At 61.2% G+C, this 24540-nt stretch carries 22 protein-coding genes; 12 read left to right on the top strand and 10 right to left on the bottom strand.

What is annotated here, in order from left to right:
- Window positions 1–321 precede the first annotated feature (321 nt).
- Window positions 322–1380: a DNA polymerase IV gene (gene dinB / locus AC07OT_RS08845; protein ID WP_115487213.1), complete on the top strand. Its 1059-nt coding sequence runs from the start codon at window positions 322–324 to the stop codon at window positions 1378–1380.
- A gap of 68 nt (window positions 1381–1448) precedes the next feature.
- On the opposite strand, the gene AC07OT_RS08840 is transcribed toward dinB, so the two are convergent.
- The 4 genes from AC07OT_RS08840 to AC07OT_RS08825 all read right to left on the bottom strand — a co-directional run bounded on the left by AC07OT_RS08840 (window position 1449) and on the right by AC07OT_RS08825 (window position 6232).
- Window positions 1449–2402: a hypothetical protein gene (locus AC07OT_RS08840; RefSeq protein ID WP_065925011.1), complete on the bottom strand. Its 954-nt coding sequence runs from the start codon at window positions 2400–2402 to the stop codon at window positions 1449–1451.
- 20 nt (window positions 2403–2422) lie between these two features.
- Window positions 2423–4138: a proline--tRNA ligase gene (locus AC07OT_RS08835; RefSeq protein ID WP_027605473.1), complete on the bottom strand. Its 1716-nt coding sequence runs from the start codon at window positions 4136–4138 to the stop codon at window positions 2423–2425.
- Between the two features lie 155 nt (window positions 4139–4293).
- Window positions 4294–5826 (bottom strand): AmpG family muropeptide MFS transporter, encoded by a 1533-nt coding sequence (locus AC07OT_RS08830; protein ID WP_065939210.1) that lies wholly within the window; start codon window positions 5824–5826, stop codon window positions 4294–4296.
- A gap of 43 nt (window positions 5827–5869) precedes the next feature.
- Window positions 5870–6232 (bottom strand): MGMT family protein, encoded by a 363-nt coding sequence (locus AC07OT_RS08825; protein ID WP_495100492.1) that lies wholly within the window; start codon window positions 6230–6232, stop codon window positions 5870–5872.
- Window positions 6233–6376: 144 nt separating this feature from the next.
- On the opposite strand from AC07OT_RS08825, the gene AC07OT_RS08820 reads away from it, so the two are divergent.
- From AC07OT_RS08820 to groL, 5 genes are all read left to right on the top strand, one after another.
- Window positions 6377–7384 carry a DUF481 domain-containing protein gene (locus AC07OT_RS08820; protein WP_027605476.1) on the top strand — a complete coding sequence of 336 codons (1008 nt, stop codon included), beginning with the start codon at window positions 6377–6379 and terminating at the stop codon, window positions 7382–7384.
- Window positions 7385–7478: 94 nt separating this feature from the next.
- The gene (locus AC07OT_RS08815; RefSeq protein ID WP_115487211.1) at window positions 7479–8210 is read left to right on the top strand and encodes a HugZ family pyridoxamine 5'-phosphate oxidase; all 732 of its coding nucleotides are present in this window, start codon (window positions 7479–7481) and stop codon (window positions 8208–8210) included.
- A gap of 66 nt (window positions 8211–8276) precedes the next feature.
- Entirely contained in the window at window positions 8277–8753 is a 477-nt protein-coding gene (locus tag AC07OT_RS08810) for an FxsA family protein (RefSeq protein ID WP_024077215.1), read from the top strand.
- Between the two features lie 247 nt (window positions 8754–9000).
- Entirely contained in the window at window positions 9001–9297 is a 297-nt protein-coding gene (locus tag AC07OT_RS08805; RefSeq protein ID WP_003175874.1) for a co-chaperone GroES, read from the top strand.
- A gap of 50 nt (window positions 9298–9347) precedes the next feature.
- On the top strand, window positions 9348–10994 hold the full coding sequence (groL, locus tag AC07OT_RS08800; protein WP_495107901.1) for a chaperonin GroEL: 1647 nt from the start codon (window positions 9348–9350) through the stop codon (window positions 10992–10994).
- A 79-nt stretch (window positions 10995–11073) separates the two neighbouring features.
- Here groL and AC07OT_RS08795 read toward each other — a convergent pair whose 3' ends face one another.
- On the bottom strand, window positions 11074–11793 hold the full coding sequence (locus AC07OT_RS08795; protein WP_115487210.1) for a phosphatase PAP2 family protein: 720 nt from the start codon (window positions 11791–11793) through the stop codon (window positions 11074–11076).
- Between the two features lie 51 nt (window positions 11794–11844).
- Window positions 11845–13794, bottom strand: a complete 1950-nt coding sequence (locus AC07OT_RS08790) for an LTA synthase family protein (protein WP_495100495.1) — start codon at window positions 13792–13794, stop codon at window positions 11845–11847.
- A gap of 201 nt (window positions 13795–13995) precedes the next feature.
- On the opposite strand from AC07OT_RS08790, the gene colR reads away from it, so the two are divergent.
- The 5 genes from colR to AC07OT_RS08765 all read left to right on the top strand — a co-directional run bounded on the left by colR (window position 13996) and on the right by AC07OT_RS08765 (window position 17766).
- Window positions 13996–14679: a two-component system response regulator ColR gene (colR, locus tag AC07OT_RS08785; RefSeq protein ID WP_027605482.1), complete on the top strand. Its 684-nt coding sequence runs from the start codon at window positions 13996–13998 to the stop codon at window positions 14677–14679.
- The gene (locus tag AC07OT_RS08780; RefSeq protein ID WP_495107900.1) at window positions 14669–15949 is read left to right on the top strand and encodes a sensor histidine kinase; all 1281 of its coding nucleotides are present in this window, start codon (window positions 14669–14671) and stop codon (window positions 15947–15949) included. Before colR ends, AC07OT_RS08780 begins: the two co-directional genes overlap by 11 nt.
- Before the next feature lie 188 nt (window positions 15950–16137).
- Window positions 16138–16818, top strand: a complete 681-nt coding sequence (locus AC07OT_RS08775; RefSeq protein WP_027605484.1) for a class I SAM-dependent methyltransferase — start codon at window positions 16138–16140, stop codon at window positions 16816–16818.
- A gap of 4 nt (window positions 16819–16822) precedes the next feature.
- Window positions 16823–17542: a lipopolysaccharide kinase InaA family protein gene (locus AC07OT_RS08770; RefSeq protein WP_141155920.1), complete on the top strand. Its 720-nt coding sequence runs from the start codon at window positions 16823–16825 to the stop codon at window positions 17540–17542.
- On the top strand, window positions 17539–17766 hold the full coding sequence (locus tag AC07OT_RS08765; RefSeq protein WP_027605486.1) for a hypothetical protein: 228 nt from the start codon (window positions 17539–17541) through the stop codon (window positions 17764–17766). Before AC07OT_RS08770 ends, AC07OT_RS08765 begins: the two co-directional genes overlap by 4 nt.
- A gap of 122 nt (window positions 17767–17888) precedes the next feature.
- On the opposite strand, the gene AC07OT_RS08760 is transcribed toward AC07OT_RS08765, so the two are convergent.
- From AC07OT_RS08760 to AC07OT_RS08750, 3 genes are read right to left on the bottom strand one after another with little or no spacing between them, the layout of a single operon-like run.
- Window positions 17889–18986 (bottom strand): DUF1513 domain-containing protein, encoded by a 1098-nt coding sequence (locus tag AC07OT_RS08760; protein WP_495100723.1) that lies wholly within the window; start codon window positions 18984–18986, stop codon window positions 17889–17891.
- Between the two features lie 2 nt (window positions 18987–18988).
- Window positions 18989–20053, bottom strand: coding sequence for an imelysin family protein (locus tag AC07OT_RS08755; protein WP_495107899.1), 1065 nt, complete (start codon window positions 20051–20053; stop codon window positions 18989–18991).
- A gap of 31 nt (window positions 20054–20084) precedes the next feature.
- Entirely contained in the window at window positions 20085–21524 is a 1440-nt protein-coding gene (locus AC07OT_RS08750) for a di-heme oxidoreductase family protein (protein ID WP_495107898.1), read from the bottom strand.
- 140 nt (window positions 21525–21664) lie between these two features.
- On the opposite strand from AC07OT_RS08750, the gene AC07OT_RS08745 reads away from it, so the two are divergent.
- Window positions 21665–22228, top strand: coding sequence for an NAD(P)H nitroreductase (locus AC07OT_RS08745; RefSeq protein ID WP_115487203.1), 564 nt, complete (start codon window positions 21665–21667; stop codon window positions 22226–22228).
- A gap of 123 nt (window positions 22229–22351) precedes the next feature.
- On the opposite strand, the gene AC07OT_RS08740 is transcribed toward AC07OT_RS08745, so the two are convergent.
- The gene (locus AC07OT_RS08740; protein ID WP_495107897.1) at window positions 22352–24490 is read right to left on the bottom strand and encodes a methyl-accepting chemotaxis protein; all 2139 of its coding nucleotides are present in this window, start codon (window positions 24488–24490) and stop codon (window positions 22352–22354) included.
- Between the last annotated feature and the right edge of the window lie 50 nt (window positions 24491–24540).

Raw genomic sequence — 24540 nt, 5'->3', positions numbered from 1 at the left:
GTTATGAGCCCGACGAGCTACCAGACTGCTCCATCCCGCGTCTGTGTGTCGGCATTCTACAGAGGATCACCAGTGTGTCAACCGGTGAATCGAAGAAAAGCGCTTGTGGTTCAATCGGTTAGCTCTCCATGCAGAGCCGTTTGAGGGGTTCGGGCCAGAAGGGCCAAGGGTTTCAGCTCTATTGGGGCGCTAATTTCGATTGAGAAAATAAATTCATCTGGGAAATTTCCTACCGCTCAGACGGAAGATTCAAACTACTGGTGCTATATACAGGGGTGGATGCGATACTGCCCATCCGTTGGATTACACCCCTTTCTATTTATGACGCAGCGCAAAATCATCCACGTCGACTGTGATTGCTTCTACGCCGCCATTGAGATGCGCGATGACCCGAGCCTGGCGCAAAAGCCCCTGGCAGTAGGTGGGTCGGCAGATCGAAGGGGCGTGATCGCTACATGCAATTACGAAGCGCGGGCGTATGGGGTGCGTTCAGCCATGTCGTCGCGCCATGCCCTGAAGCTCTGCCCGGACCTGACCATCGTCAAGCCGCGCATGGATGCCTATAAGGAAGCGTCGAAGGAAATCCAGACGATCTTCCGCGACTACACCGACCTGATCGAGCCCCTCTCGCTGGACGAGGCCTACCTGGATGTCTCCGACAGCCCGCACTTTGGCGGCAGCGCCACGCGCATCGCCCAGGATATTCGGCGCCGGGTCTCCAACCAATTGCACATCACTGTGTCCGCCGGCGTGGCGCCGAATAAGTTCTTGGCCAAGATCGCCAGCGATTGGAAAAAGCCCAACGGCCTGTTTGTCATCACCCCGGATCAGGTCGAGGACTTTGTCTCCCAGCTGCGGGTAAGCAAGTTGCACGGCGTGGGCAAGGTGACGGCAGACAAACTGGCGCGCCTGGGCATCGAAGACTGCCTGCAATTGCGCGAATGGAACAAGCTGGCGCTGGTGCGTGAATTCGGCAGTTTTGGCGAGCGGCTCTGGAGCCTGGCCCGTGGGATAGATGACCGTGTGGTGCAGAACGACAGCCGGCGGCAGTCCATCAGTGTGGAAAATACCTACGATGTGGATTTGCCGGATCTCTCAAGCTGCCTGGCGAAACTTCCAGAGTTGATGGAGACCCTGGCAGGGCGTATGGCGCGTATCGACAGCAGCTACAAGGCGGGCAAGCCGTTCGTTAAGGTGAAGTTTCATGACTTTACCCAGACGACGTTGGAGCAAGCGGGCGCGGCGCGGGATCTGGAGAGTTATCAACAGTTGATGACCCAGGCGTTCAATCGCGGTGGGAAACCGGTGCGGTTGTTGGGGATTGGGGTGCGGTTGCTGGACCTGAGTGGCGGTAACGAGCAGTTAGAGTTCTCCTGGTAGAACCCGGAAACAAATGTGGGAGGGAGCAAGCCCCCTCCCACATTTGGATCGATAGCGTTTTCGAAGCCTCAGCGTGCTCCGGGATCCGCCACCAACCGCCCTGCATCCTTGGTCAACGCCTGCAGGAATTCCTGCTGCAGCTCGGGATCATTGCGGGTCAGTTCGATCAGGCTTTGTTCCAGTTCGCTGGCTTCTTCCTCCAGGCCCAGCTCCGACAGGCGCTTGACCCGGTGCACCCACTGGCTGACTTCATCGTCTTCCAGGTCGTCGTAGATCAGGCCGTGGGCTTCCAGCAACTTGCCGCGCAGGGTGCTGCTGATCGCCAGGGTCGAGTCCGAGTGCACGTCGTCCTGGCCATCTTCCACGCTGATCTTCAAGGTCGTGACGCGGTTCAGGTCCTGCTCGGCAAACGGGCTGTCCAACAGGTTCAGGCGCAGCACGCCGTTGCGGTCGGTGGTCAGCTCATGGGTCTGTTTGCCGGCGGTGACCTGGACCGGGCGCTCGCTCCAGGGCAGGCTCGAATACTCCACGCGTTTGTCGCGCTGGACTTCATCGATACCCGCCAGGTTCTGTTGCGCGCGCCCATGGGATTGCACGTTCATGAACGGGTTGAGACCGTCCACGCCGTAGGTCAGCCAGTCGTGGGTCATGCTGGTCGGCAGGTTGCCGAGGGCGAAGATGTTCGCCACGTTGGCGCCCGCACCCGCGACCAAAGCCACTGCACCCAGGGGCATCTCATAGAGTTTGCGCCAGGGCTGGTAAGGCGTGTAGCGGTCGTAACGACGGGTGACTTCGAATTCGGTGACCTCAAAGGTCTTTTGCTCGTGAATACGAACCCGGCGTTGCGGCAGTTCCAGCACTTTGGGTTCGCCTACATCGATCTGCAGGCTGTGGTCGAGCAACTTACGCTCGACCCGCTCCTCGTGCTCACTGCGTTGCGACATCTGATTGGCGCAGCCGCTGACCAGCAGGGCGCCGCATAAGGCGGCGCCCCCCAGGGCTCTGGTGTTTCGCTTGAACATGACGTCTCTTGATCTGGTTTTCAGCGACGAATACGCGCCTGGAGGAAAGACAGCACGTCAGCCACCGGCAACGGTTGGGCTTCGGCTTCGGTCCGGCTCTTGTATTCCAGATTGCCATCGGCCAGGCCGCGGTCACTGACCACGATCCGGTGCGGGATGCCAATCAGCTCCATGTCGGCGAACTTGATGCCCGGGCTGGTTTTCTTGTCGCGGTCATCCAGCAGCACTTCAAAACCAGCGGCCGTGAGTTCGGCATACAGTTTGTCGGTGGCTTCGCGTACTTGCTCGGTTTCGTAACGCAGCGGTACCAGGGCCACTTGGAAAGGCGCCAGGGCGTCACTCCAGATAATGCCTTTCTCGTCGTTGTTCTGCTCGATGGCAGCGGCAACCACGCGGGAAACGCCAATGCCGTAGCAGCCCATGTCGAGGGTGATCGGCTTGCCGTTCTCGCCCAGCACTTCGCACTTCATCGCCTTGCTGTACTTGTTGCCCAGCTGGAAGATGTGCCCGACTTCGATGCCGCGCTTGATTTCCAGGGTGCCCTTGCCGTCCGGGCTTGGGTCGCCAGCAACGACGTTGCGCAGGTCGGCCACGGTCGGCACCGGCAGGTCACGCTCCCAGTTCACACCGAAGTAGTGCTTGTCGTCGATGTTCGCGCCGATACCGAAGTCGCTCATCAGCTCGACCGAGCGGTCGATGATGATCGGCAACGGCAGGTTCAGCGGGCCGAGGGAGCCGGCACCGGCGCCGATGGCGTCGCGCAGTTCGGCATCGCTGGCCATGACCAGCGGGCTGGCCACGCCAGGTTGCTGGGCGGCCTTGATTTCGTTGAGTTCGTGGTCGCCACGGATCACCAGGGCGATCAGCTTGCCTTCTTCTTCGGCATGCACGATCAGGGTCTTGATGGTCTTTTCAATCGGCAGATTGAATTTCTCCACCAGGGCCGCGATGGTCTTGGTCTCTGGCGTATCCACCAGGCGCAGTTCTTCAGCCGGGGCTGGACGGGAGGTTTCCCGTGGCACGGCTTCGGCTTTCTCGATGTTCGCCGCGTAGTCGGAACCGTTGCTGAACGCGATATCGTCTTCGCCGGACTCGGCCAGCACGTGGAATTCGTGGGAGCCGGCACCGCCGATGGAGCCATTGTCCGCTTCAACCGCCCGGAACTTCAGGCCCAGGCGTGTGAACACGTTGCAGTAGGCCTGGTGCATGCGGTCATAGGTGACCTGCAGCGATGCCTGGTCGGCGTGAAACGAATAGGCGTCCTTCATGATGAATTCACGGCCACGCATCAAGCCGAAGCGTGGGCGGATTTCATCGCGGAATTTGGTCTGGATCTGATACAGGTTCAGAGGCAGCTGTTTGTAGCTGCTCAACTCGTTGCGCATCAGGTCGGTGATCACTTCTTCATGGGTCGGGCCGGCGCAGAAGTCGCGGCCATGACGGTCCTTGAAGCGCAGCAACTCAGGGCCGTACTCTTCCCAGCGCCCGGATTCCTGCCACAGCTCGGCCGGTTGGGTGCTCGGCATCAACACTTCGAGAGAGCCGGCAGCGTTCATTTCTTCGCGAACGATGGCTTCGACCTTGCGCATCACCTTCAAGCCCATGGGCAGCCAGGTGTACAGGCCCGAGGCCAGTTTGCGAATCATGCCGGCGCGCAGCATCAGCTGGTGGCTGATCACGACCGCATCGGAAGGCGTTTCTTTCTGTGTGGCGAGCAAATATTGACTGGTACGCATGGTAGGCCGTTGTCGGTTGCTTGAACTTGAAATGACTTGGGATTGTACGGGCGCAAACTGCCGCCGTACAGGCATCAGAATGCAGGGCTGTCTGTAGGCGCAGAGCTTGCTTGCGATGGGGGCGCCGCGGTCTGGCTTTTAAAGGGCCCCCAGAATCAGTCCTCTACCGGCGGATTCAACCGCATCCGCCGATTTTCCTGATACCAGTGCAACGCAATCAGCAGCAGTGTCGGTACGCCCAGCATGCAGGTGATCAGGAAGAAGTTGTGGTACCCGAACTTCTCCACCATCACCCCCGAGTAGCCGCCGATCAGGCGCGGCAGCAACAGCATGATCGAGCTGAGCAGCGCATATTGGGTGGCGGAAAACTTGAGGTTGGTCAGGCTCGACAGGTACGCCACGAATGCCGACGTGGCCAGGCCCGAGCTGAAGTTATCCAGGGAGATGGTAAAGATCAGCATCTGCAGGTCGGGGCCCATGTCGGCGAGCATCACGAACAGCAGGTTGGTCCCCGCCGACGCCACGCCGCCTATAAACAGGATCGGCAGGATGCCGAAGCGCACGATCAGCAGGCCGCCCATGCCGGCGCCGAGCAGGGTCATGATCAGGCCGAAGATCTTGCTGACCCCGGCGATCTGATCCTTGGTAAAGCCCTGGTCGATATAGAACACGTTGGCCATCACGCCCATCACCGTGTCGGACATACGATAGGTGGCGATCAGCCCCAGCAGCAGCAATGCCTGCCAGCGGTAGCGCAGGATAAAGTCGTTGACCGGCGTGAGCACCGGCGCCAGGCCCCGTCGGCCCATGGCCGAAAGGCACAGTGTGGTGAGAATGATATAGAGAATGGCGCGCAGGAACGCGCGGTCGTCCATCAGCAAGTCCCACAGGCTGACGCCCTGGAACAGCACGCTGGCGAAGTCGGTGTTGAACAGCTGGGTGAACATCGCCGGTACGGACACCAGCAACACGATCAGCACGAACACCGACACCAACTGATGCACGAAGCTGTAGCGCCCGGCCTGCAACTGGGTGCGCAGCGGTACATTCGGTTCGCGCATGAACAGCGTGGTCAGCAGCGCCGGGATCATCAGCACGCCGAACAGCACATAAGTACCGGTCCAGGCCGAGTGCTTATAGTTGAAGCCGGTGGAGCCGAAGCCTTCGGCAAAGAACAGCGCACCGGCCGTGGCCAGCAGGGCGGCGATGCGGTAGCCGGACATATAGCTGGCGGCCAGGGCGGCCTGGCGGCTGTCGTCGGCGATCTCCAGGCGATAGGCGTCGACCGCGATGTCCTGGGTGGCGGAAGCAAAGGCCACCACGACGGCAATGGCGATCAGCCAGGACAGGTGTTTCTGCGGGTCGCAGAAGCCCATGCCGATCAATCCGAGGATCACCAGCGACTGTGCAAGCACCAGCCAGGAGCGACGACGTCCGAGTTTACCGAGCAGTGGCAGGCGCCATTGGTCGAGCAGCGGCGACCAGACCCATTTGAAGGCATACGCCAAACCGATCAGGCTCGCATAGCCGATGGTCTCGCGGGCCACACCGGCCTCACGCAGCCACACCGAAAGCGTCGAGAACACCAACATGTAAGGCAAGCCGGCGGCAAAGCCGAGCAACAACAGCACTAACGTCGAGGGGCTGGCATAGGCGGCGAGCGCGGCGCGCCAGGTTTTACGGGGCATGGGCTGGAGTCTGCCTCAGATTCACGGAAACAAAGCGCGCACTCTAACCGCTGTGCTCTACCGGGCGCCAGCCATGGCGCTGAATATCCACGCGATTGTTGCGCACCGTAACGCCCTCATCGCGCAAGCGCGCCCGTTGCTCGTCGCCCGAGGCGCTGCCCACCGGCAGACTTATCCGACCACCGGCACCCAGCACACGATGCCAGGGCAATGTGGTGCCCTCGGGAAGTTGGCTCAAGGTACGACCCACCCAGCGCGCGGCGCGTCCCAACCCGGCCAGTTGCGCCAGCTCGCCGTAACTCACCACGCAACCGGCGGGGACTTGCGCCAGGGTCAGATACAGCGCGGTGCGGCGTATTTCGGCGGGGGTTTGTGGGGTGTCGGCAGGCTGATTCACTGTGGGCATATCCGTTGGGATCGTCGGTCTTTTGTAAGAAACGTCTGTAAGTATGCTGTTGAGAATTGAACTCAACACAAATCCTTGAGTCAGTCCTAGCTATCTAACACGATAATCGCCCCTTTTCGCCAACCTTGAGCTCCCTATCCGCTTATGTTGTCCAGAACCCTGCTGTGCCTCGCTGTCTTCAGTGCTTCCACGCCCCTGCTGGCCGATACCGTCTGGTTGAAAAACGGTGACCGCCTGACCGGCAAGATCAAGGTCTTCGACGGTGGCAAGCTGCTGATCCAGACCGACTACGCCGGCGCCATTCCGGTGGACTGGAAGCAGGTGAAAACCCTTGAGAGCGACCAGGAACTGCTGGTCAAGCAGGACGCCTACACCGGCGAGAAGGCCAAGTCCCTGCAGGCGGCGGACGATGGCAAGGTGGTGCTGGCCAATGGCGAGGCGCCCAAGACCGTCGAGCTGGCAAGTATCCAGCAGATCATCAAGCCCAAGCCGGTGATCGAAGACCTGGTGTGGAAGGGCAATGTCGACATGGCGCTGGACTACAAGCGCGCCGAAAAAGACACCAACGACTACGACATCGACTTCAAGACCACCGCGCGCCATGGCCAATGGCGCCATACCGGGCAGGGCGAATACAACCGCGAGTTCCAGGACGACGTCACCACCACCGACAACTGGGCGCTGGAGTATGACCTGGACCGCTTCATCACCGAGCACTGGTTCTGGCAGGGGCGCCTGACCTACAAGCGCGACAAGGTTGAAGACCTGGCGCGCCAACGTACCGTCGGTACCGGCCCGGGCTACCAGTTCTGGGACGACGAGCTGGGTGCGTTCTCCCTCGGCTCGCTGGTCAACCGCACCGATTACGAGTACGCCGATGGCGGCAAGGACAACTTCTATTCCCTGGCCATGAAGTGGAACTACAACCGCTACCTGGTGGGCAAGACCGTTGAGTTCTTCACCAATGGCGAGGTGGGCAAGCCTATCGACGGCCCGGCCGAGTACTCCCTGGATGCGGAAATGGGCCTGCGCTACAAGGTGACCGAGTGGGCGTCGCTCAACCTCAAGGCCGAGCGCGACGTGATCAGCGGCGATTCGGAAAGCAGCCTGAGCAAGACCCGCTATACCGCAGGCTTCGGCGTCGCCTGGTAATCGAGCCGCTGGCAACCGGCGCGTAGATTGATTACCTTGTGTTGAGATCCATTCCCATACGCTATGGGCGGCCGAATACCCGAGGAGTCATACGTTGAGCACGCAGGTTGCCAAGAACGCCCGAGAGCTGTTGCTCAAGGAATACCGTGGGGCTCTCTCCACACTGTCCAAGGCCATGCCCGGCTTTCCGTTCGGCTCGGTCGTGCCGTATTGCCTCGACGAGCAGGGCCGCCCGCTGATCCTGATCAGCCGTATCGCCCAGCACACCCATAACCTGCAAAAAGATCCCAAGTGCTCGCTGCTGGTCGGCGAGCGCGAAGCGGATGACGTGCAGGCCGTGGGGCGCCTGACCTACCTGGCCGAAGCCGAGAAACTCGACGACCCTGCCGCCATCGAAGCGGCGGCCGAGCGCTATTACCGTTACTTCCCCGATTCGGCCAACTACCACCAGGCCCACGATTTCGATTTCTGGGTGCTCAAGCCGGTGCGCCACCGTTATATCGGCGGGTTTGGCGCGATTCACTGGATCGACCAATTGACCTTGGCCAACCCCTTCGCGGGCAAGGCCGAGCGCAGCATGGTCGAGCACATGAACAGCGACCACACCAAGGCCATTGCCCATTACGTCGAGTTGGCCGGCTTGCCTGCTTTCGAACCTGCGCAATTGGCCGGCATCGACAGCGAAGGCCTGCATCTGCGCATCGGCCAGGCTTTGCACTGGCTGCCGTTTGCAGCGTCTTGCAACACGCCGACACAAGTACGCGAAGCCCTGGTTTCATTGGCCCACGCCGAGGTCTGGCCGAAAAAAGCCGCCGCTGAAGCTTGAATTCACGAAACGGCGACGTCATCTAAGGTGGACTGGCAAGGCATTCTTGCGTTGAGGAACCTTTTGATGCGCCCTTTTTTATTGCTCTTTCTGCTGTTCCCGGTGTTGGAGCTGTTCGTATTCGTTCAAGTCAGCGGTGCGATCGGGTTTTTCCCGGCCCTGTTGCTGATCATTCTCGGCTCGATGCTCGGCGTCCTGGTGCTGCGCGTCGCCGGCCTGGCCACGGCGCTGCGTGCTCGTGAGAGCCTGAACCGCGGCGAACTGCCAGCCCAGACCATGCTCGAAGGCCTGATGATGGCGTTGGCGGGTGGCCTGTTGATCCTGCCCGGCTTTATCAGCGACGTAGTGGGCCTGGTGATGCTGCTGCCGTTCACCCGCAAATTGCTCGCGGGCAAGATGCGCCAGCGCGCCGAAGAGGCCGCGATTCGCCAACGTGCGTTCGCCGACGACCTGCAACCCCGTGGCGGCCCGGCCCCGCGCCAACCGTTGGGGCGAGAAGGCGACGTGATCGAAGGCGAGTTCGAACACCGCGACAGCAAATAACCGCTTCACTGGCACGGCACCTTCGGGTGCCGTGCTGCTTTTATAGGCTGGCAGACGCAAAAAAAATCATCGCCGGCCCCTTGTAATAAGCTTATGCGCCCTTATGTAACGGTCACCGCAAGGTTTCTGGTGGCGACACCGGACAGACTTCCGTGTTTCGCCCAGCGAACCGCGACCGGCACTGCCGGAATACAACCCGCCGGTATCGATACCGGCCGATGAAAAACACAATTAGGAGAGATCGACAATGAGCAAGCTTCGTCCTCTGCACGACCGCGTCGTAATCCGTCGCAGCGAAGAAGAAAAGAAAACCGCTGGCGGTATCGTTCTGCCAGGTTCGGCTGCTGAAAAAGCCAACCACGGTGTGATCGTCGCTGCAGGCCCAGGCAAGACTCTGGAAAACGGTGACGTACGTGCGCTGGCCGTTAAAGTCGGTGACAAGGTTGTATTTGGCCCTTACTCCGGCAGCAACACTGTGAAAGTCGACGGCGAAGACCTGCTGGTTATGGCTGAGAACGAGATTCTCGCCGTTCTGGAAGACTGATTTCCCCGCTCATTTTCCCGTTACTACAAAGTATTTAAGGAATATCGATCATGGCTGCTAAAGAAGTTAAATTCGGCGATTCCGCCCGTAAGAAAATGCTCACCGGTGTCAACATCCTGGCTGACGCAGTAAAAGCGACCCTGGGCCCGAAAGGCCGTAACGTGATCATCGAGAAGAGCTTCGGCGCTCCGACCATCACCAAGGACGGCGTTTCCGTCGCCAAAGAAATCGAACTGGAAGACCGTTTCGAAAACATGGGCGCGCAGCTGGTCAAAGACGTTGCCTCCCGTGCCAACGATGACGCAGGCGACGGCACCACCACCGCTACCGTTCTGGCTCAGGCCATCGTCAACGAAGGCTACAAGGCCGTTGCTGCCGGCATGAACCCGATGGACCTCAAGCGCGGCATCGACAAGGCCACCATCGCCATCGTCGCTGAGCTGAAGAACCTGTCCAAGCCTTGCGCCGACACCAAGGCTATCGCCCAGGTAGGCACCATCTCCGCCAACTCCGACAGCTCCATCGGCGACATCATTGCCGAAGCCATGGAAAAAGTCGGTAAAGAAGGCGTGATCACCGTTGAAGAAGGCACTGGCCTGGAAAACGAACTGTCGGTTGTTGAAGGCATGCAGTTCGACCGTGGCTACCTGTCCCCGTACTTCGTCAACAAGCCGGAAACCATGGTTGCCGAGCTGGACAGCCCGCTGATCCTGCTGGTCGACAAGAAGATCTCCAACATCCGCGAAATGCTGCCAGTGCTGGAAGCCGTTGCCAAAGCCGGCCGCCCACTGCTGATCGTTTCCGAAGACGTTGAAGGCGAAGCCCTGGCGACCCTGGTTGTGAACAACATGCGTGGCATCGTTAAAGTCGCAGCCGTCAAGGCTCCAGGCTTCGGCGACCGTCGCAAGGCCATGCTGCAGGACATCGCCGTCCTGACCGGCGGTACCGTTATCTCCGAAGAGATCGGCCTGAGCCTGGAAAGCGCCACCCTGGAAAACCTGGGTAGCGCCAAGCGCGTGACCATCTCCAAGGAAAACACCATCATCGTTGACGGTGCTGGCGTTGACGGCGACATCCAATCGCGCATCACTCAGATCCGTGCCCAGGTTGCCGAGACGTCCTCGGACTACGACCGTGAAAAACTGCAAGAGCGCCTGGCCAAGCTGTCCGGCGGCGTTGCAGTGATCAAGGTTGGCGCGGGTTCCGAAGTTGAAATGAAAGAGAAGAAAGCCCGCGTTGAAGACGCCCTGCACGCAACCCGCGCAGCCGTCGAAGAAGGCGTGGTACCTGGCGGTGGCGTTGCGCTGATCCGTGCCCTGGAAGCCCTGACCAACCTGGCCGGCGACAACGCTGACCAGAACGTCGGTATCGCTGTGCTGCGTCGTGCGGTTGAAGCACCGCTGCGTCAGATCGCTGCCAACTCCGGCGACGAGCCAAGCGTTGTGGTCAACGAAGTCAAGAACGGCAAAGGTAACTACGGTTACAACGCTGCGACTGGCGTCTACGGCGACATGATCGAAATGGGCATCCTGGACCCAACCAAGGTGACTCGTTCCGCGCTGCAGGCCGCAGCCTCCATCGGTGGTCTGATCCTGACCACCGAAGCTGCAATCGCTGACAAGCCGAAGCCTGAAGGCTCGGCTGGCGGCGGTATGCCAGACATGGGCGGCATGGGTGGCATGGGCGGCATGATGTAAGCCAGCCTTACCCCTGTACTGAAAAAGCCCCGCCTGCAGTGATGCAGGCGGGGCTTTTTTGTGGGCGCTGTCTTTGGCTTCAGGTGGGCGTTGCGCGCGTGGAGGGCCGGTACAGCAACAGGCAATACAGCCCCAGGCAGATCAGCCAGCAGAAAATTGCCGTCCACACGTTATGGGAAAAGAAGTGTGCGCCTTGCATCATACGGCTGATGGAAAACACGCTGCCCAAGCCGACGGCGAAGATGAATGCGTAGCGCGCCATCCGTGGCTGCCGGTCACGCAGTGCAAAAAACAGGGCGAACAAGGCGAACCCGGTGGCGGCATGACCGCCTGGCCAGCAGCGTCCGGGTTTATCGGTGGGCGGGCGAGGGCTCAGCAGTTTGCTGTAGGTTTCCTGACCGCCGAATTCCTGGACGCTCCACGGGCACTGGACACCGGTGATGGTTTTCAGCGGAGCGACAAACGCGGTCGCCAGCCCGAGTGACAGCACCAGGCAGCCCAGTTCACGACGATAGGGTTTGAGCCGTCGGAGGATAAACGTGCCGGCAAATCCCAGGATCGCCAGGACCGAGAACAGGATGACCAACTGTTTGGCACGGTCATGCAGGATGTCTTCGAGGAAGAAACTGTAACGCCCGATGAAACCGCCCTCCGCGCCGTTGTAGAACAGCTTGGCGAGGTCCATGTCCAGCGAGGTCAGCTCCAGCAACAGCAATAGGAGCGCAGCGCCGCCGGGGATGCCCAGGCAGAGCCATAGGTTGAGAGGTTTGGAGACGGAGACGGCGGGGGTGGTTCCCATGGTGGACCCTGGTGAAAAACGTCCCGTACGGACCTGTACGGGACGTTTTGGTTAGCGCGTGCTCAGTGCCGGGGCCTCTTCCTTGGGCGCTCTCCAGCTCAGCAACTGTTGTTTGAAGCCATAGCTGGCGGCCTGGTAGTAGGTGATCGCCCGCTGGATCAACGGGTCATCGCTGCCGACCCGCAACTCCTGGCTCTCACCCAGGGCCTGGTCGTGGCGGCGCAGGCCCAGGCGTGGGCTGAGAATGGCCAGGTCCTTGCCGTCGAACAGGCCCAGGTGCTGGTAGTTGCCGACCACCACCCGAGGTGGCAGTGGGTTGTCCTGCAGCAGGTTGCGACCAAAGAAGGTGGATTCGTAGCTCAGGTTGAGCAGGCCCAGCAGCGTGGGCGCCAGGTCGATCTGGCTGGCCAGTTGTGCGCTTTCCCGTGCGTCGATCAGCTTGGGTGCATAGATGAACAGCGGAATCTGGTAGTTGGTGATGGGCAGGTCTTCCTTGCCTGCGCTGCCGGCGGTGTGGTCGGCGACGAAGATGAAGATCGTGTTATCGAACCAGGGTTTTTGGCGGGCGGCTTCCAGGAATTGGCCGATGGCGTGGTCGGTGTATTTCACCGCGCCGTCGCGGCCATTCCCGGATTTGATGTCGATACGCCCATCCGGGTAGGTGTAGGGGCGGTGGTTGGAGGTGGTCATCAGTTGCAGCAAAAAGGGTTGCTGCTTGGCGTAGTCGGTGTCGGCCAGTTTCAGGGTTTGGTTGTACAGGTCCTCGTCAGCCATGCCCCAGGCGTTCTTGAACGAGATTTCTGACTCGGGCACGCTGCTCTGGTCCACGACGCGATAACCGTTGCCGCTGAAAAACGCGTTCATGTTATCGAAGTACCCGCGCCCGCCGTACACAAACACGCTGTCGTAACCGACGGCCGTGAGCTGTTGCCCCAGGCTGGCGAAGCCGCTTTCACGACCGATGCGCTTGACGATCGAGCGCCCGGGCGTGGGTGGAATCGCCAGGGTGATCGCCTCCAGGCCACGGTCGGTGCGGGTGCCGGTGGCATAGAAATTATTGAAATACAGGCTCTGTTTACGCAGCGCATCCAGGTTAGGCGTGAGGTTGCGCTCGTCGCCGTTGCTGCCCATGTACTTGGCGCTGAAACTTTCGATGGTCACCAGCACGACATTGGGTTTGCGCGGCGTGCCCGGATTGGTGATGGCGCGGCGGATATCCAGCGGGTCCTGGCCGATAAAGCGGGCGTTGGGTTCGCTCAGCTCTGCACGCAGTTGCGTGGCGATAACCTCAGTCGGCAGGGTTTTGTAGAACTGTGGGTAATCCAGTTCGTTGTTACGGAATGCGGCGAAAAACTGATACGGACCATTGCTGGCCAGTTCGTTCTTGTAGGCGTTGCCGCCCTGGGCTCGCGGGCTGTCCTGGCTGATCAGTTGCAGGCTGAGGCCGGCAATCACCAACAGGGCCAGGGCATTCACCAGGCGACCGCGCATCGGCGGCAGTGGGGCGCTCATCGCTGCATTGAACGGTTTGCGCAAGGCCAGGCTCAAGACAATCGCCAGCATGGCGAGCAGGCTCAGCAGTTTGCCGATCGGGTAGGACTCGAGCAGGTTGTTCAACACCTCGTCGGAGTACACCAGGTAATCGACGGCAATGAAGTTGAAGCGCACGCCGAACTCATCCCAGAACAGCCACTCGGCCACCGAGGTAAACAGCATGGCGAACAGGCTGACGGTGAGCACGGCCTGCAGGAACCAGCGGTGACCGCGCCGGCGCCACAGCGCGGGCGGGCACACCAGCAAATACAGGCCCAGCGGCAGTGCCGCGTAGGCCAGGAAGCCCAGGTCGTATAGCAGGCCCACGCCAAACACCGGCAGCAGGTTGCCGCCGACTTCATCCAAATGGGTGATGAGCAGCACGCTGCGAGTGAGCAGGAAAATAACCAGCCAGGCACCGGTTACCAACAGCAGATAGCGCATTGGCGCCGTCTTGAGAAACCCCATGTCCATGTTCCTTATATCAATGGGTGGCGATCTTCTGCCTGACACTGTAGTCAGTTTGTGAAGCTATAGTGAAAAACTTGTTCAACTCTGTGCAAGGTTGAAAACCTTTATCGTCGTACCTCTCAGCTCTATCCCTGAGCCACACTTGGCCTTAAGCTGCGCGAGCCAACACGGCCGTTACCGCGTACGGAGACACTGCCCATGCGAATTCTATTGGTTGAAGACAACCGCGATATTCTGGCCAACCTGGCCGACTACCTGGGGCTAAAAGGCTACACCGTGGACTGTGCGCAGGACGGTTTATCGGGCCTGCACCTGGCCGCCACCGAGCATTACGACTTGATCGTGCTCGACATCATGCTGCCTGGCATCGATGGCTACACCTTGTGCAAGCGCCTGCGTGAAGACGCCCGCCGCGACACGCCGGTGATCATGCTCACCGCCCGCGACCAGTTGGATGACCGGCTGCAGGGCTTCAAGTCCGGTGCCGACGATTACTTGCTCAAACCGTTTGCCCTGTCGGAACTGGCCGCGCGCATCGAAGCGGTGCTGCGCCGTGCCCAAGGTGGCGGTCGCCGCGCCCTGCAAGTGGCCGATCTGAATTACGACCTCGATACCCTGGAAGTGACCCGCGAAGGGCGCCTGCTCAAGCTCAACCCGGTCGGTCTCAAGCTGCTCGCGGTCTTGATGCAGAAAAGTCCCCACGTACTGCGTCGGGAAGTGCTGGAAGAGGCGCTGTGGGGCGATGACTGCCCGGACAGCGACAGCCTGCGCAGCCATGTCCACCAATTGCGCCAGGTGATCGATAAGCCGTTCGCCAAGCCGTTGCTGCAAACCGTGCATGGTGTGGGTTACCGCCTGGCCGAGGGCCGTGATGGAGTTTAAGCAAAGCCTTGCCCAGCGCATCATCATCGCCTTTGCCTTGATGAGTGCGTTGGTGGCGGGGGCCTTCGCCATGGGCATCGTCGCCACCGTGCACTTGGTGGAAGAGAAGCTGATCTCGGCAGGCTTGGGCGGTGACCTGCAGCGTCTGCTGCTGATGGACACCGTCGAGGACTGGCGGCACCGCCCCGAGCCCGACCAGCTGTTTTACTTCAGCGGTGGCCCCGGGGATTTTGAATTGCCCAAGGACCTGCGGCATCTGGAACCAGGGTTTCATGAGGTGTTCCGCGAGGCCCTGTCGTACCACGCCATGGTCGAAGTGGTCGACGGTCGGCGCTATGTGCTGCTGCAGGATCAAAGCGATTTCGAAGAGCGAGAGCGCGTGCTGTTTGCCGTGGTGCTGGTGGGCTTCGTGCTCAGCCTGGCGCTGGCGGTATTCCTCGGCTGGGTGCTGGCCCGTAAAGTGATGGCGCCGGTAGTGCGCCTGGCTCGTCAGGTGCGGCATCGCGACCAGTTGCTGGGCCTGGCGCCGCCCCTGGCCCCGGACTACGCGGCCGACGAAGTGGGTGAGCTGGCGGTGGCCTTCGACGCCACGCTGGGGCGCCTGCGCCAGGCATTGTCCCGTGAGCAGTTGTTCACCAGCGATGTCAGCCACGAACTGCGCACGCCTTTGATGGTCCTGGCCAGCTCCTGCGAATTGTTGCTGGAAAACCCGGCTATCGATCAGCGTGGGCGTAACCAGGTCGAGCGAATCGCCCGCGCCTGCGAAGAAATGCGCGAACTGGTGCAAACCTTCCTGATGCTGGCCCGGGCTCAGCATGATGACGGCAGCATGTCACCCAAGGTCAATCTGTCCCAGGTGGCGGATGATCTGCTTGGCATCTGGCGCGAGCCCATCGAGCACAAGGGCCTGGAGTTGATCTACCAGCCGGGCAACCCGTTGGATACGCGCTACAACGCGACCTTTCTGCATGCCGTGATGGGCAACCTGTTGCGTAATGCCCTGCATTACACCGAAAGCGGCTTCATCCGGTTGACCCTGGAACCCACCGGTTTTGTGGTGGAAGACAGTGGCGTCGGCATTCCCGAAGACAAGCGCGAAGCGATGTTCGAGCCGTTCGTCCGCGGCAGTGAGAAGCGCGGCGAGGGCCTGGGGTTGGGTTTGTCACTGGTCCAGCGCATCTGCGAGAACCAGGGCTGGAGCGTTACCCTCAGCACCATGGAGCCCAATGGCTGTCGCTTTCATGTCCGGTTGAGTCAGGTCAACGCCTGAGCGTTCCCCCTGCCGTTATCCTGCCAGAGATCCCCGTAAATCGGCGAAGATGGCCCCATGATATTGCTTGTGTCTGTAAAGTCTTGAAATGTATGGGATTGGACAGGACAAGTTTTTCACAAGGGGTTGACCTGTTGATCACAGGACGCTGCTTAAGGTTGTAGGCATCAGCAACTGGAGATCCGTTGATGCCTACCCCGATCAAGCTCGAATTTTCCGAAAAGTACGACGACCAGCACGCCCACGAATATTTGCTCAAGCATCAGGACAATCTGGCGCGCCGGTTGTCACACAAACGCGACGAGCAACTGGCCCGTGGCGCGTTGGCGATGGCCGGCGAGCCAGGCCTGGTGCTGGACCTGCCGTGTGGCGCCGGGCGTTTCTGGCCGCTGCTGGCGGAAAAACCCAACCGTGTGATCATCGGCGCCGACAATTCGGCCTCCATGTTGAAGGTTGCGATGGCCGCCCAGCCCGCAGAAGTGGTGAAACGGGTACGGCCCTTGCAGACATCTGCCTTCGACATCGATTTGCCGGATAACTCGGTCGACAGCATTTTCTGTATGCGCCTGCTCCACCACATCGGCGATCCGGCGCACCGTCAGGCAATTCTGCGGGAGTTTCAGCGGGTTACCCGTGACAGCGTGATCATTTCGCTGTGGGTCGATGGCAATTTCAAAGCCTGGAAACGCAAGCGTCTGGAAGGAAAGCGTCGCAAGACAGGTGAGCAGGAAGGTTACCAAAACAGATTTGTGTTACCGGCTGCTACTGTTGAATCAGAGTTCGAGCAAGCCGGTTTTCGTGTTCAGGAGTCCCTGGACTTCATACCGCTCTACGCCATGTGGCGGGTGTATGTATTGCGCAAGAGGTAACAGGATGGCAGTTGAGTGCGTAGCAGGCAGTCACGTAACTCCCGAAGAACGCTTCGATTATTTCTGGCGTCAGCAAGGCGAGTGGGTCGAAGAGCCCAATCGCCGGCGTGGCGGTGAAAGTGGTGTACAGCGTGTACTCAGCGCCAATGGCCGTTTGCTCTACAGCAAGCGTCAGACGGGCCATATCTACCGCAGTTGGCTGCATCCGTTTGGACGCCCAACCGTATTGCGCGAGCGGGATGCCCTCAAGGGCCTGCGACTGCTGGATGTTCGCGTGCCCGAAATGGTCTTTTGTGAGGCGCGTCGTGACCCCGAGCACCGCTGGAAGGCACTGCTGGTGACCGCCGCGCTCGATGGCTTCGACGAAATTGAAAACTGGTACGCCGCCGGTGGTCGCGAACAGTATGGCGAGCAGGTGCACGAGCGCTTGCTCAAGGAGTTGGCCGCTACCCTGGCCCGCATGCACAAGGGACGCTGGCAGCACGGTTGCCTGTACATCAAGCATATTTTCGTGCGGGTGACGGGCGAGGGCGACTCGGCCCAGGTGGAAGTGGCGCTGCTGGACTTCGAGAAATGCCGCCAGCGCTTGACCGCTTATCGGGCAGCCTCCCATGACATGTTGCAGCTGCGTCGCCATTCGTCGTGGAACAGCACCGACTGGGAAAAACTCAGCTACTTTTATGAAGCGGCGTTTGGCAGCGCTATCAAGGGTTTAACCAGATGAAGCTAGAAATAGCACGAGGTCTGTTCCTGGTCGGGGCGATGGGCATTGCGGCCCTGGCCCTGGCCGCATGGGAGCAACCTCGCACACAGGTACTCAGTGCGGTGCAAGGCGGCGGGCAATGCCTGTTGCCCCGCGTCGCCAAGGCGAGTGCGGCGGTCAAGCCTGATCATGAGTTGCTGTTGTTCATGTTTGGGATGTCTCAAGGGATGAGGCCGCAAAGTTGAAACGATTCAAACCCCCGAAGAAGGGCCTTGCGATGCGAGGCCCTTTTTTTTTGCCTTTCAAACCTTATCCGCAAGGCATCTGCTACGGGGGCGCGATGTTGGCTAGACGGTATCTACGCAGCTCAGATCAGATGCAGGTGGTTATCCCAGAGCCCTGCCGGCAATTCCAACGGTTTGGCGACCAACTGTTTCTGGCGGCAATCGTAGTAGCGGCAACGCCCTTGGCCCGAGGTGACGACAAACCCGTCCGCCACTGCGCCGACGCCTGCGCAGTCGGGCAGCGGTCCATCCAGGCGCAGCTCGGCAGTGTCCATGTCCCAGATAAAGAAACGGTTGCCACGGGGTGCGGTCAACGCCACCAGGCGCAATTCGCTGTGCACGGCGACACTGGCGGTGTAATGCCCCATGGCCTGCAACTGCTCATCGGCCACCGGGAACGCCACGAACGGCTGGCCCGGGCGCTTGATCGCCAGCAACTCGGAGCGCTCCTGGGACGGCCCCATGAACTGCTGGCCGGTGAGAAGGGTGCCATCGCTGGCGATGCCCATATGGCGCACGCTGTTCATCTGCTGGCCGAGGGTTTCCTTGCTGATCAGCGTGCCGTCACGGTGCATCAGCACCAGGCTCGGTTCCATGGCGTTGAGGTTCATCTCCACGCGGCTTTCGGCTTCGGTGCGAATGCCGCCGTTGGCCACCGCCAGGGTTTCGCCGTCGGGCATCCACGACACCTGGTGCGGGCCGATGCCATGGGTGGAGATCTCGCCGCTGTGCACCAGGCGCTCGCCTTCGAACTTGTACACACCGAGCAGGCCACGGCCGGGGTCGGACGTGTCGTTCTCGGTGGCGTACAGCCAATCGCCGCTCTTGTGGATGACCGCATGGCCATAGAAGTGCCGGTTGGCGTTCGAGGTGATGGTTTGCAACAGTGCGCCATTACGCAGGTCGATCAGGTAACTCTCGGTGCCCGGGCGGCGGGCAACAAACAGTGCAATCGGCAGCGTCGGGTGGTTGATGATGTCGTGGCAGCGCTGGCCGACCTGGGTGGCGAACACCTGCTTGCCGTCCAGCTGAAAGCCCACGGCATAGTGCTTGCCGTCTGCATCATCGCGGGCCGACAGCAGCAGCGGGTGCTTGTCTTTCCCTTTGAACAGCGTCCAGCCACCCAACGTGAGTGCGCTGAGCAGCACGCTGCCGATCGCCAAAGCCTGTCGCCTGAGCATCATCAGTCACCGTCGTTGGCATTGAAGCCCAGTTGGATTCCCAGCGCCTTGGCCAGCTCGCCTTCGTGCAGGCGGTGGACGACGTTGAGGCTGTCGTAGATGTCGTTGAGCTGCTGGCGCCCGGCGTCATCGTTCAACAGTTCGTTGAGGGTGCGCTGGTTGCTGGCGAACAGTTTCAGCGCGGCGGCATAGGCTGCGTCGATCTTGTCGGCAAGCGGCTTCTGATCCGCCGGCAGCAAACCACGCAGGCCCTTGTTGTCCACGCCGACCCATACGGTCTGGGCGGCGGCGAGGCTGGCTTCCAGGCTTTGCAGGGACGACTGGCTGCGCCATGCATCGGCCTGGAACGGCTGCGGGATACCCTTGGTCTGGCGGCCCATGGGCGTGCCGAGTTTTTTCTTCAGGGTGTCCAGTGCGGTCACTTGTACGCGCAGCAGATCGGCGATGGCTTCGTGGGAGTCAGCGTAGCGCTGGTTCGGGAACTTGCTCATCTGCGCGAGCATGCCGTCGGTGCTGTTCCAGCTGGCCAGGATCTCTTCGGCCAGGGCTTTCTGGCGCTCACCGATGGCCACCAGCAGCGGGCAGTAACGGGCTTTCTGCGCCTCGTCGGCGATGTCGGTCTTGGCGTCGTAGAGGATGTATTCGTAGGCCGACAGGCCCTGCACCACCACGCTGGACTTGGCCAGTGCGGCACCGTCGATCTGCGGCTGGGCGGCGACCAGTTGCTCGACCTGGCGGCCCACCAGGTTCTTCTTGTCCGGCCAGAACTGTACCTGCCACGAGCGGTTGCCCTCGGCCAGCGGGCCGATCAGCAGCGGTTGCAACTCGGCCCAGGCTTTTTGCGCGTGGAGGAAGTCGGCGCGGGCAGTGTCCAGGCTTTCCTTGCCCTGGCAGTAGGCGAGGGCGCTGACGGCCAACTGGCGGTCGGCTTCGACCCAGCGGCTGTAGGTCGGCAGGATCACCTGCTTGGCGATCGCCGCCGAGGTCACGGCTTGCGGGTCTTGTGGCGAGCAGGCGCCCAGGGCGAGGGCGGCCAGGCTGGTGAACAACAACTTGGGACGGAACATGTCGAGCTCCCTTCTGTAATTGGGGCGAAGCTTATAAAGAATTCAGGAACGCCAGCAACGCAGCGCGCTGCTCGGCATTGAAGGACAACACATGCTGCTGCGCCGCTTGTGCTTCGCCGCCGTGCCACAGCACGGCTTCGAGCAGGTTGCGGGCGCGGCCGTCATGCAGGAACTGGGTATGGCCACTGACGGTCTGCGTCAGGCCGATGCCCCACAACGGCGGCGTGCGCCAGTCGCGGCCACCGGCCTTGAATTCCGTGCGGTTGTCGGCCAGGCCTGGGCCCATGTCGTGCAACAGCAGGTCGCTGTAGGGGCGAATCACCTGGTTGGCCAACTCGGGTTCGGCGGCATTCGCAGCGGTGGTGAACGTCGGTTTATGGCAACCCTGGCAACCGGCCTGGTAGAACAGGTTTTTCCCGGCCAGCACCTGCGGGGTGTCGACGTCGCGGCGCACGGGCACGGCCAGGTTACGGGTATAGAACAGCACCAGGCGCAGGATGTTATCGCTGACTTCCGGCTCGCCCTCGGGGCCATTGCCGTTGGGTGCCTGTTTGCAGGCGACTTGGGCGTCGGTGCAGTCATCGAAGGGTCTCAGGGAGGTGGTGAGGCCCATATCACCAGAGAACGCGTGAACATTTTGTTGATTGAGATTGGGTTGCCCGGCTTTCCAGCCAAAACGTCCGAGTACGGTTTTTTGCTCGGCGTCATCCCAGACCCGATTCGCGCGGCCGACGAGGGCTTCCTTGTCGGCGGTCTGCGGGTCGGTATTGCGCAGGATGTCTGCGTCGCTGATGGCTTCGAGCAGGCCCAGGCCGATCATCGGCGGGGCGATGCGTGCGGAGAAGCGTGTATCTGGATGCATCGGGCCATAGCCGAGCTGGGTGATTTGCAGGTCGGGCTTGCGCAGCTCGACGACGGTGCCGTCCTTGAAGGTGACGTTGACCGGCGTGTAGTCGACGCGCACCTTGCCTTCCGGCGGCACGCCGGGCACCGCCATGTCCTGCAGTTGCCCGCCGTAGACGGGCTCGGGTACCACCCCGACTTGCTCGATGAGCTTGGCGTAGGGCGGCTGGTCCTGGGTAGACAGGGGAATCGACAGGCGCACCAGCATCGACACCGCATTGGCCGCGTCGGGCAGCGGCGGGTGGCCACGGCCGTCCTTGATATGGCAGTTCTGGCAGGCGTTGGTATTGAACAGCGGGCCCAGGCCATCGCGGGCGGTGGTGGTGGACGGCGCGATCACCCAGGGGCTGCGGAAGAAGCTGTTGCCCACGCTGAAATCCAGGCGGCGCGTGGGCGACAGGTTGGCCGAGGGCAGGGAAAACGCATTCTGGTCGCGCTTGTTCACCGTCGTCGCGCCGCCCGCTCGCGCTTCACCCTGCTCGGCCTTGGTGAAGCGTGGGGCGTCGTCGCAGGCGGCCAGGCTCAAGGCCATCAACGCTGCGCACAGGCGAAAAAGCGAACGAAACATCGAGTTTCCCGGACCAAGGCTGAAAATAAGGTCGCAAAGTCTAACAGGGCGGGGCGGATTGAATAAGAGCAATTATCGTTTGGTGGCATCCCGATTCATTCCCGCTAGAATGACCGCACATTTTTTTCTGGAGGTGGCCAATGCAGGCTCTCGACGCTTTGCTCAACCGTGTTTCCGTGCCGCGTTTGCTGGAACCGGCACCGACCCAGGAGCAGCGCGATGTGCTGTTCGCCGCAGCCATGCGTGCGCCCGACCACGGCCAACTGCGCCCTTGGCGTTTCCTCACCGTGGAAGGTGCCGCCCGTGAGCAGATGGGCACGCTGTTGGCCGAAGCCGCTCGCCTGCAGGACGCCGATGCTCCCCAGGCTGTCATCGACAAGGCCCAGAACGGCCCGCTGCGGGCGCCGCTGGTGGTGGTGGTGATTGCCCGCCTGCAGGAGCACTTCAAGGTGCCCAAGTCTGAACAACTGTTGGCAGCCGCCTGCGCGGCCCACGGTATTCTGCTGGCGGCCTATGCCCAGGGGATTGGTGCGGTGTGGCGCACGGGTGAGTTGTCCTATTCGGCTCATGTCGCCGAAGGCCTGGGGCTGACGGCGGATGAGGAGGTGATTGGCTTCCTTTATTTGGGTACACCGCAGAACCCGCCGCGTACGGCGCCGAAGGAAGATGTGGCGGCGTTTGTGCAGGCCTGGACGGGTATCTAAGCAGTAGGCGGTCAAAATGTGGGAGGGGGCTTGCCCCGATGACTGAGTGTCAGTCTACTTATCTGTAGCTGACACACCGCTATCGGGGGCAAGCCCCCTCCCACATTTGACCGTTGGTGTGTCTTACACCTTGAACTGATCCATGAGTTTCATCTGCTGGCTGGCCAACGCATTGAGCTGGCTGCTGATGGCCGCCGACTCGGTGGCCTGGCCGGTGAGGGTTTCGGTCACGGTGCGGATCGCCGAGACGTTGCGGTTGACCTCTTCGGCCACGGCGCTTTGCTGCTCGGCGGCGCTGGCGATTTGCAGGTTCATGTCGCTGATCACCGTCACGGCATCACTGATCTTGCCCAAGGCCTGCGCGGCTTGATGGATCTGTCCGGCGTTACTCTGGGCCTGGCTCTGGCTCGAGTGCATGGTTGCCACTACACCACGGGTGCCGCTCTGGATGCGTTCGATCACCTGGCGGATTTCCTCCACCGAATCCTGGGTGCGCTTGGCCAGGTTGCGCACTTCGTCGGCCACCACCGCAAACCCCCGGCCGCTTTCCCCGGCGCGTGCGGCTTCGATCGCCGCGTTGAGCGCCAGCAGGTTGGTTTGCTCGGCAATGCTGCGGATCACTTCCAGGACTGAACCGATCTGCTCGCTATTGACCGCGAGGGCTTCGACTTCGCCCACCGCTTTGCTGACTTCTTCGGCGAGGGTGGTGATGTCGCGAGTGCTCTGCTCGATGATCGACATGCCTTCACGGGCCGACTGGTCGGCGCCGCGTGCCGCGCTGGCGGCATTGGAGGCGCTGTTGGCGACGTCATGGGCGGTGGCGCTCATTTCGTTGGACGCCGTGGCCACCTGGTCGATTTCGCGGAACTGCACCTGCATGCCTTCGCTGGTCTGGCGTGCGATGGCCGAGGACTGGTCAGCCGTGCCACGGGCTTCGGTGATGCTCTGCTTGATCTGCGCGATGGTCGGTTGCAGTTTATCGAGGAAGCGGTTGAACCAGTTCACCAACTCGCCCAGTTCATCTTTCTTGGCATAGGCCAGGCGCTGGGTGAGATCGCCGTCGCCGCTGGCGATGTCCTTGAGCATGGCGGCGACGCTGTTGATCGGGCGGGTCACGCCGGTGGCGGTGAGCCAGATCAGCAGCAAGCCGAGCAGGCCGGCGGCGGCGCCGACCAGCAAGGCCTTGAGCGTGCCGCTGGCCTGGGCGTCGTCGAGTACCGCCTGCAGCTTGACGTTATCGGCCAGCATCACGCTTTTGGGCAGTTTGATCACCACGCCCCATGGCTTGGCATCGGCGAGTGGCTTGACCGGGTACACGGCGCGAATAGTGTCGCCCTGTTCACGGATCATGCGGTTGTCACTGGCCAGCAATTGCACGATTTCCTTGCCTTCGGCGCCAAGGGTGTCGATCAGGTTCTTGCCGACCTTGTCCGGTTCGCCGCTGTAGGCGGCAATCAGGCCGGTACTGGAAAGAATCTCCAGGTGCGCCGCGCCGTTGAACAGGTCTTTCTGTGCGGCGTCGGTGGTGGCTTGCAGGGCGGTGAGGGCAATGTCCACACCGATGACGCCGATGAGTTTGCCGTCGACGATCAGCGGCGAAGCGATGGTGGTCATCAGCACCTTTTTGCCGCCCACCGTATCTTCATACGGGTCCAGCAGGCAGGTAGTGCGGGTGTCCCGGGGGCAGGTGTACCAGATGTTGTAGGGCGTACCGTTGAGGGTGAGGGTGGTCTTGTTCAGGTCCTCTTCGACCATGACGGTGTTCAAGCCTTCGCCGCCGGCACGGCTCCAATAGCTGGAGAAGCGCCCTTTTTCGTTGGAGGCGCGCGCTTTGTCATCGACGAATTCGCTGTCCTTGCCATCCAGGCTGTTGGGTTCGAACGACAGCCAGAAACCCAGCACCTTGCTGTTGCGATCGAACGTGGTTTTCAGGCTCTGGTTGATTTCTTCGCGCAGCGCGCTGGCGTCCAGGCCACGCTTGCTGGCCATGGTGCGCAGGTCCTTGACCTGGTCGGCCAGTGCGGTCAGCGCCAGCAGGCTGTCGCCGAAGGTTTTCTGCAGTTGCACTGCCTGTTCGGCCGCCCTGGCTTGCAGCAGTTGTTCCACGCCGTCGGTAAGCATGCGCGAGCTTGAGTCGCTGACCAACTGATCGTTCTGGTTGGTGTTGTAGATGTTGATGCCGACCACCAGCGCAATCACCCCCAACAGGCAGAGCCCGGACAGCAGCACGATTTTCAAGCGGATAGAGAGGGTGTCGAACATAGGTTCACTCACGAATGGGCATGTTGGAGGGCTCGCAGTGCAGGCCAAGT

It is taken from the genome of Pseudomonas sp. GW821-FHT09C10 (genome assembly GCF_059418085.1).
Note: the sequence above shows the minus strand (reverse complement) of the source record. Positions and strands in the feature narration are given on the sequence as shown.

Coding starts and splice junctions, on each gene's coding strand:
- AC07OT_RS08825 (WP_495100492.1), bottom strand. CDS start 6,232: ATGCCCACAGTGAATCAGCCTGCCGACACCCCACAAACCCCCGCCGAA.
- dinB (WP_115487213.1), top strand. CDS start 322: ATGACGCAGCGCAAAATCATCCACGTCGACTGTGATTGCTTCTACGCC.
- AC07OT_RS08770 (WP_141155920.1), top strand. CDS start 16,823: ATGGCAGTTGAGTGCGTAGCAGGCAGTCACGTAACTCCCGAAGAACGC.
- AC07OT_RS08755 (WP_495107899.1), bottom strand. CDS start 20,053: ATGTTCCGTCCCAAGTTGTTGTTCACCAGCCTGGCCGCCCTCGCCCTG.
- AC07OT_RS08760 (WP_495100723.1), bottom strand. CDS start 18,986: ATGCTCAGGCGACAGGCTTTGGCGATCGGCAGCGTGCTGCTCAGCGCA.
- AC07OT_RS08745 (WP_115487203.1), top strand. CDS start 21,665: ATGCAGGCTCTCGACGCTTTGCTCAACCGTGTTTCCGTGCCGCGTTTG.
- AC07OT_RS08840 (WP_065925011.1), bottom strand. CDS start 2,402: ATGTTCAAGCGAAACACCAGAGCCCTGGGGGGCGCCGCCTTATGCGGC.
- AC07OT_RS08810 (WP_024077215.1), top strand. CDS start 8,277: ATGCGCCCTTTTTTATTGCTCTTTCTGCTGTTCCCGGTGTTGGAGCTG.
- AC07OT_RS08765 (WP_027605486.1), top strand. CDS start 17,539: ATGAAGCTAGAAATAGCACGAGGTCTGTTCCTGGTCGGGGCGATGGGC.
- colR (WP_027605482.1), top strand. CDS start 13,996: ATGCGAATTCTATTGGTTGAAGACAACCGCGATATTCTGGCCAACCTG.
- AC07OT_RS08820 (WP_027605476.1), top strand. CDS start 6,377: ATGTTGTCCAGAACCCTGCTGTGCCTCGCTGTCTTCAGTGCTTCCACG.
- AC07OT_RS08790 (WP_495100495.1), bottom strand. CDS start 13,794: ATGGGGTTTCTCAAGACGGCGCCAATGCGCTATCTGCTGTTGGTAACC.
- AC07OT_RS08775 (WP_027605484.1), top strand. CDS start 16,138: ATGCCTACCCCGATCAAGCTCGAATTTTCCGAAAAGTACGACGACCAG.
- groL (WP_495107901.1), top strand. CDS start 9,348: ATGGCTGCTAAAGAAGTTAAATTCGGCGATTCCGCCCGTAAGAAAATG.
- AC07OT_RS08750 (WP_495107898.1), bottom strand. CDS start 21,524: ATGTTTCGTTCGCTTTTTCGCCTGTGCGCAGCGTTGATGGCCTTGAGC.
- AC07OT_RS08780 (WP_495107900.1), top strand. CDS start 14,669: ATGGAGTTTAAGCAAAGCCTTGCCCAGCGCATCATCATCGCCTTTGCC.
- AC07OT_RS08795 (WP_115487210.1), bottom strand. CDS start 11,793: ATGGGAACCACCCCCGCCGTCTCCGTCTCCAAACCTCTCAACCTATGG.
- AC07OT_RS08740 (WP_495107897.1), bottom strand. CDS start 24,490: ATGTTCGACACCCTCTCTATCCGCTTGAAAATCGTGCTGCTGTCCGGG.
- AC07OT_RS08805 (WP_003175874.1), top strand. CDS start 9,001: ATGAGCAAGCTTCGTCCTCTGCACGACCGCGTCGTAATCCGTCGCAGC.
- AC07OT_RS08830 (WP_065939210.1), bottom strand. CDS start 5,826: ATGCCCCGTAAAACCTGGCGCGCCGCGCTCGCCGCCTATGCCAGCCCC.
- AC07OT_RS08835 (WP_027605473.1), bottom strand. CDS start 4,138: ATGCGTACCAGTCAATATTTGCTCGCCACACAGAAAGAAACGCCTTCC.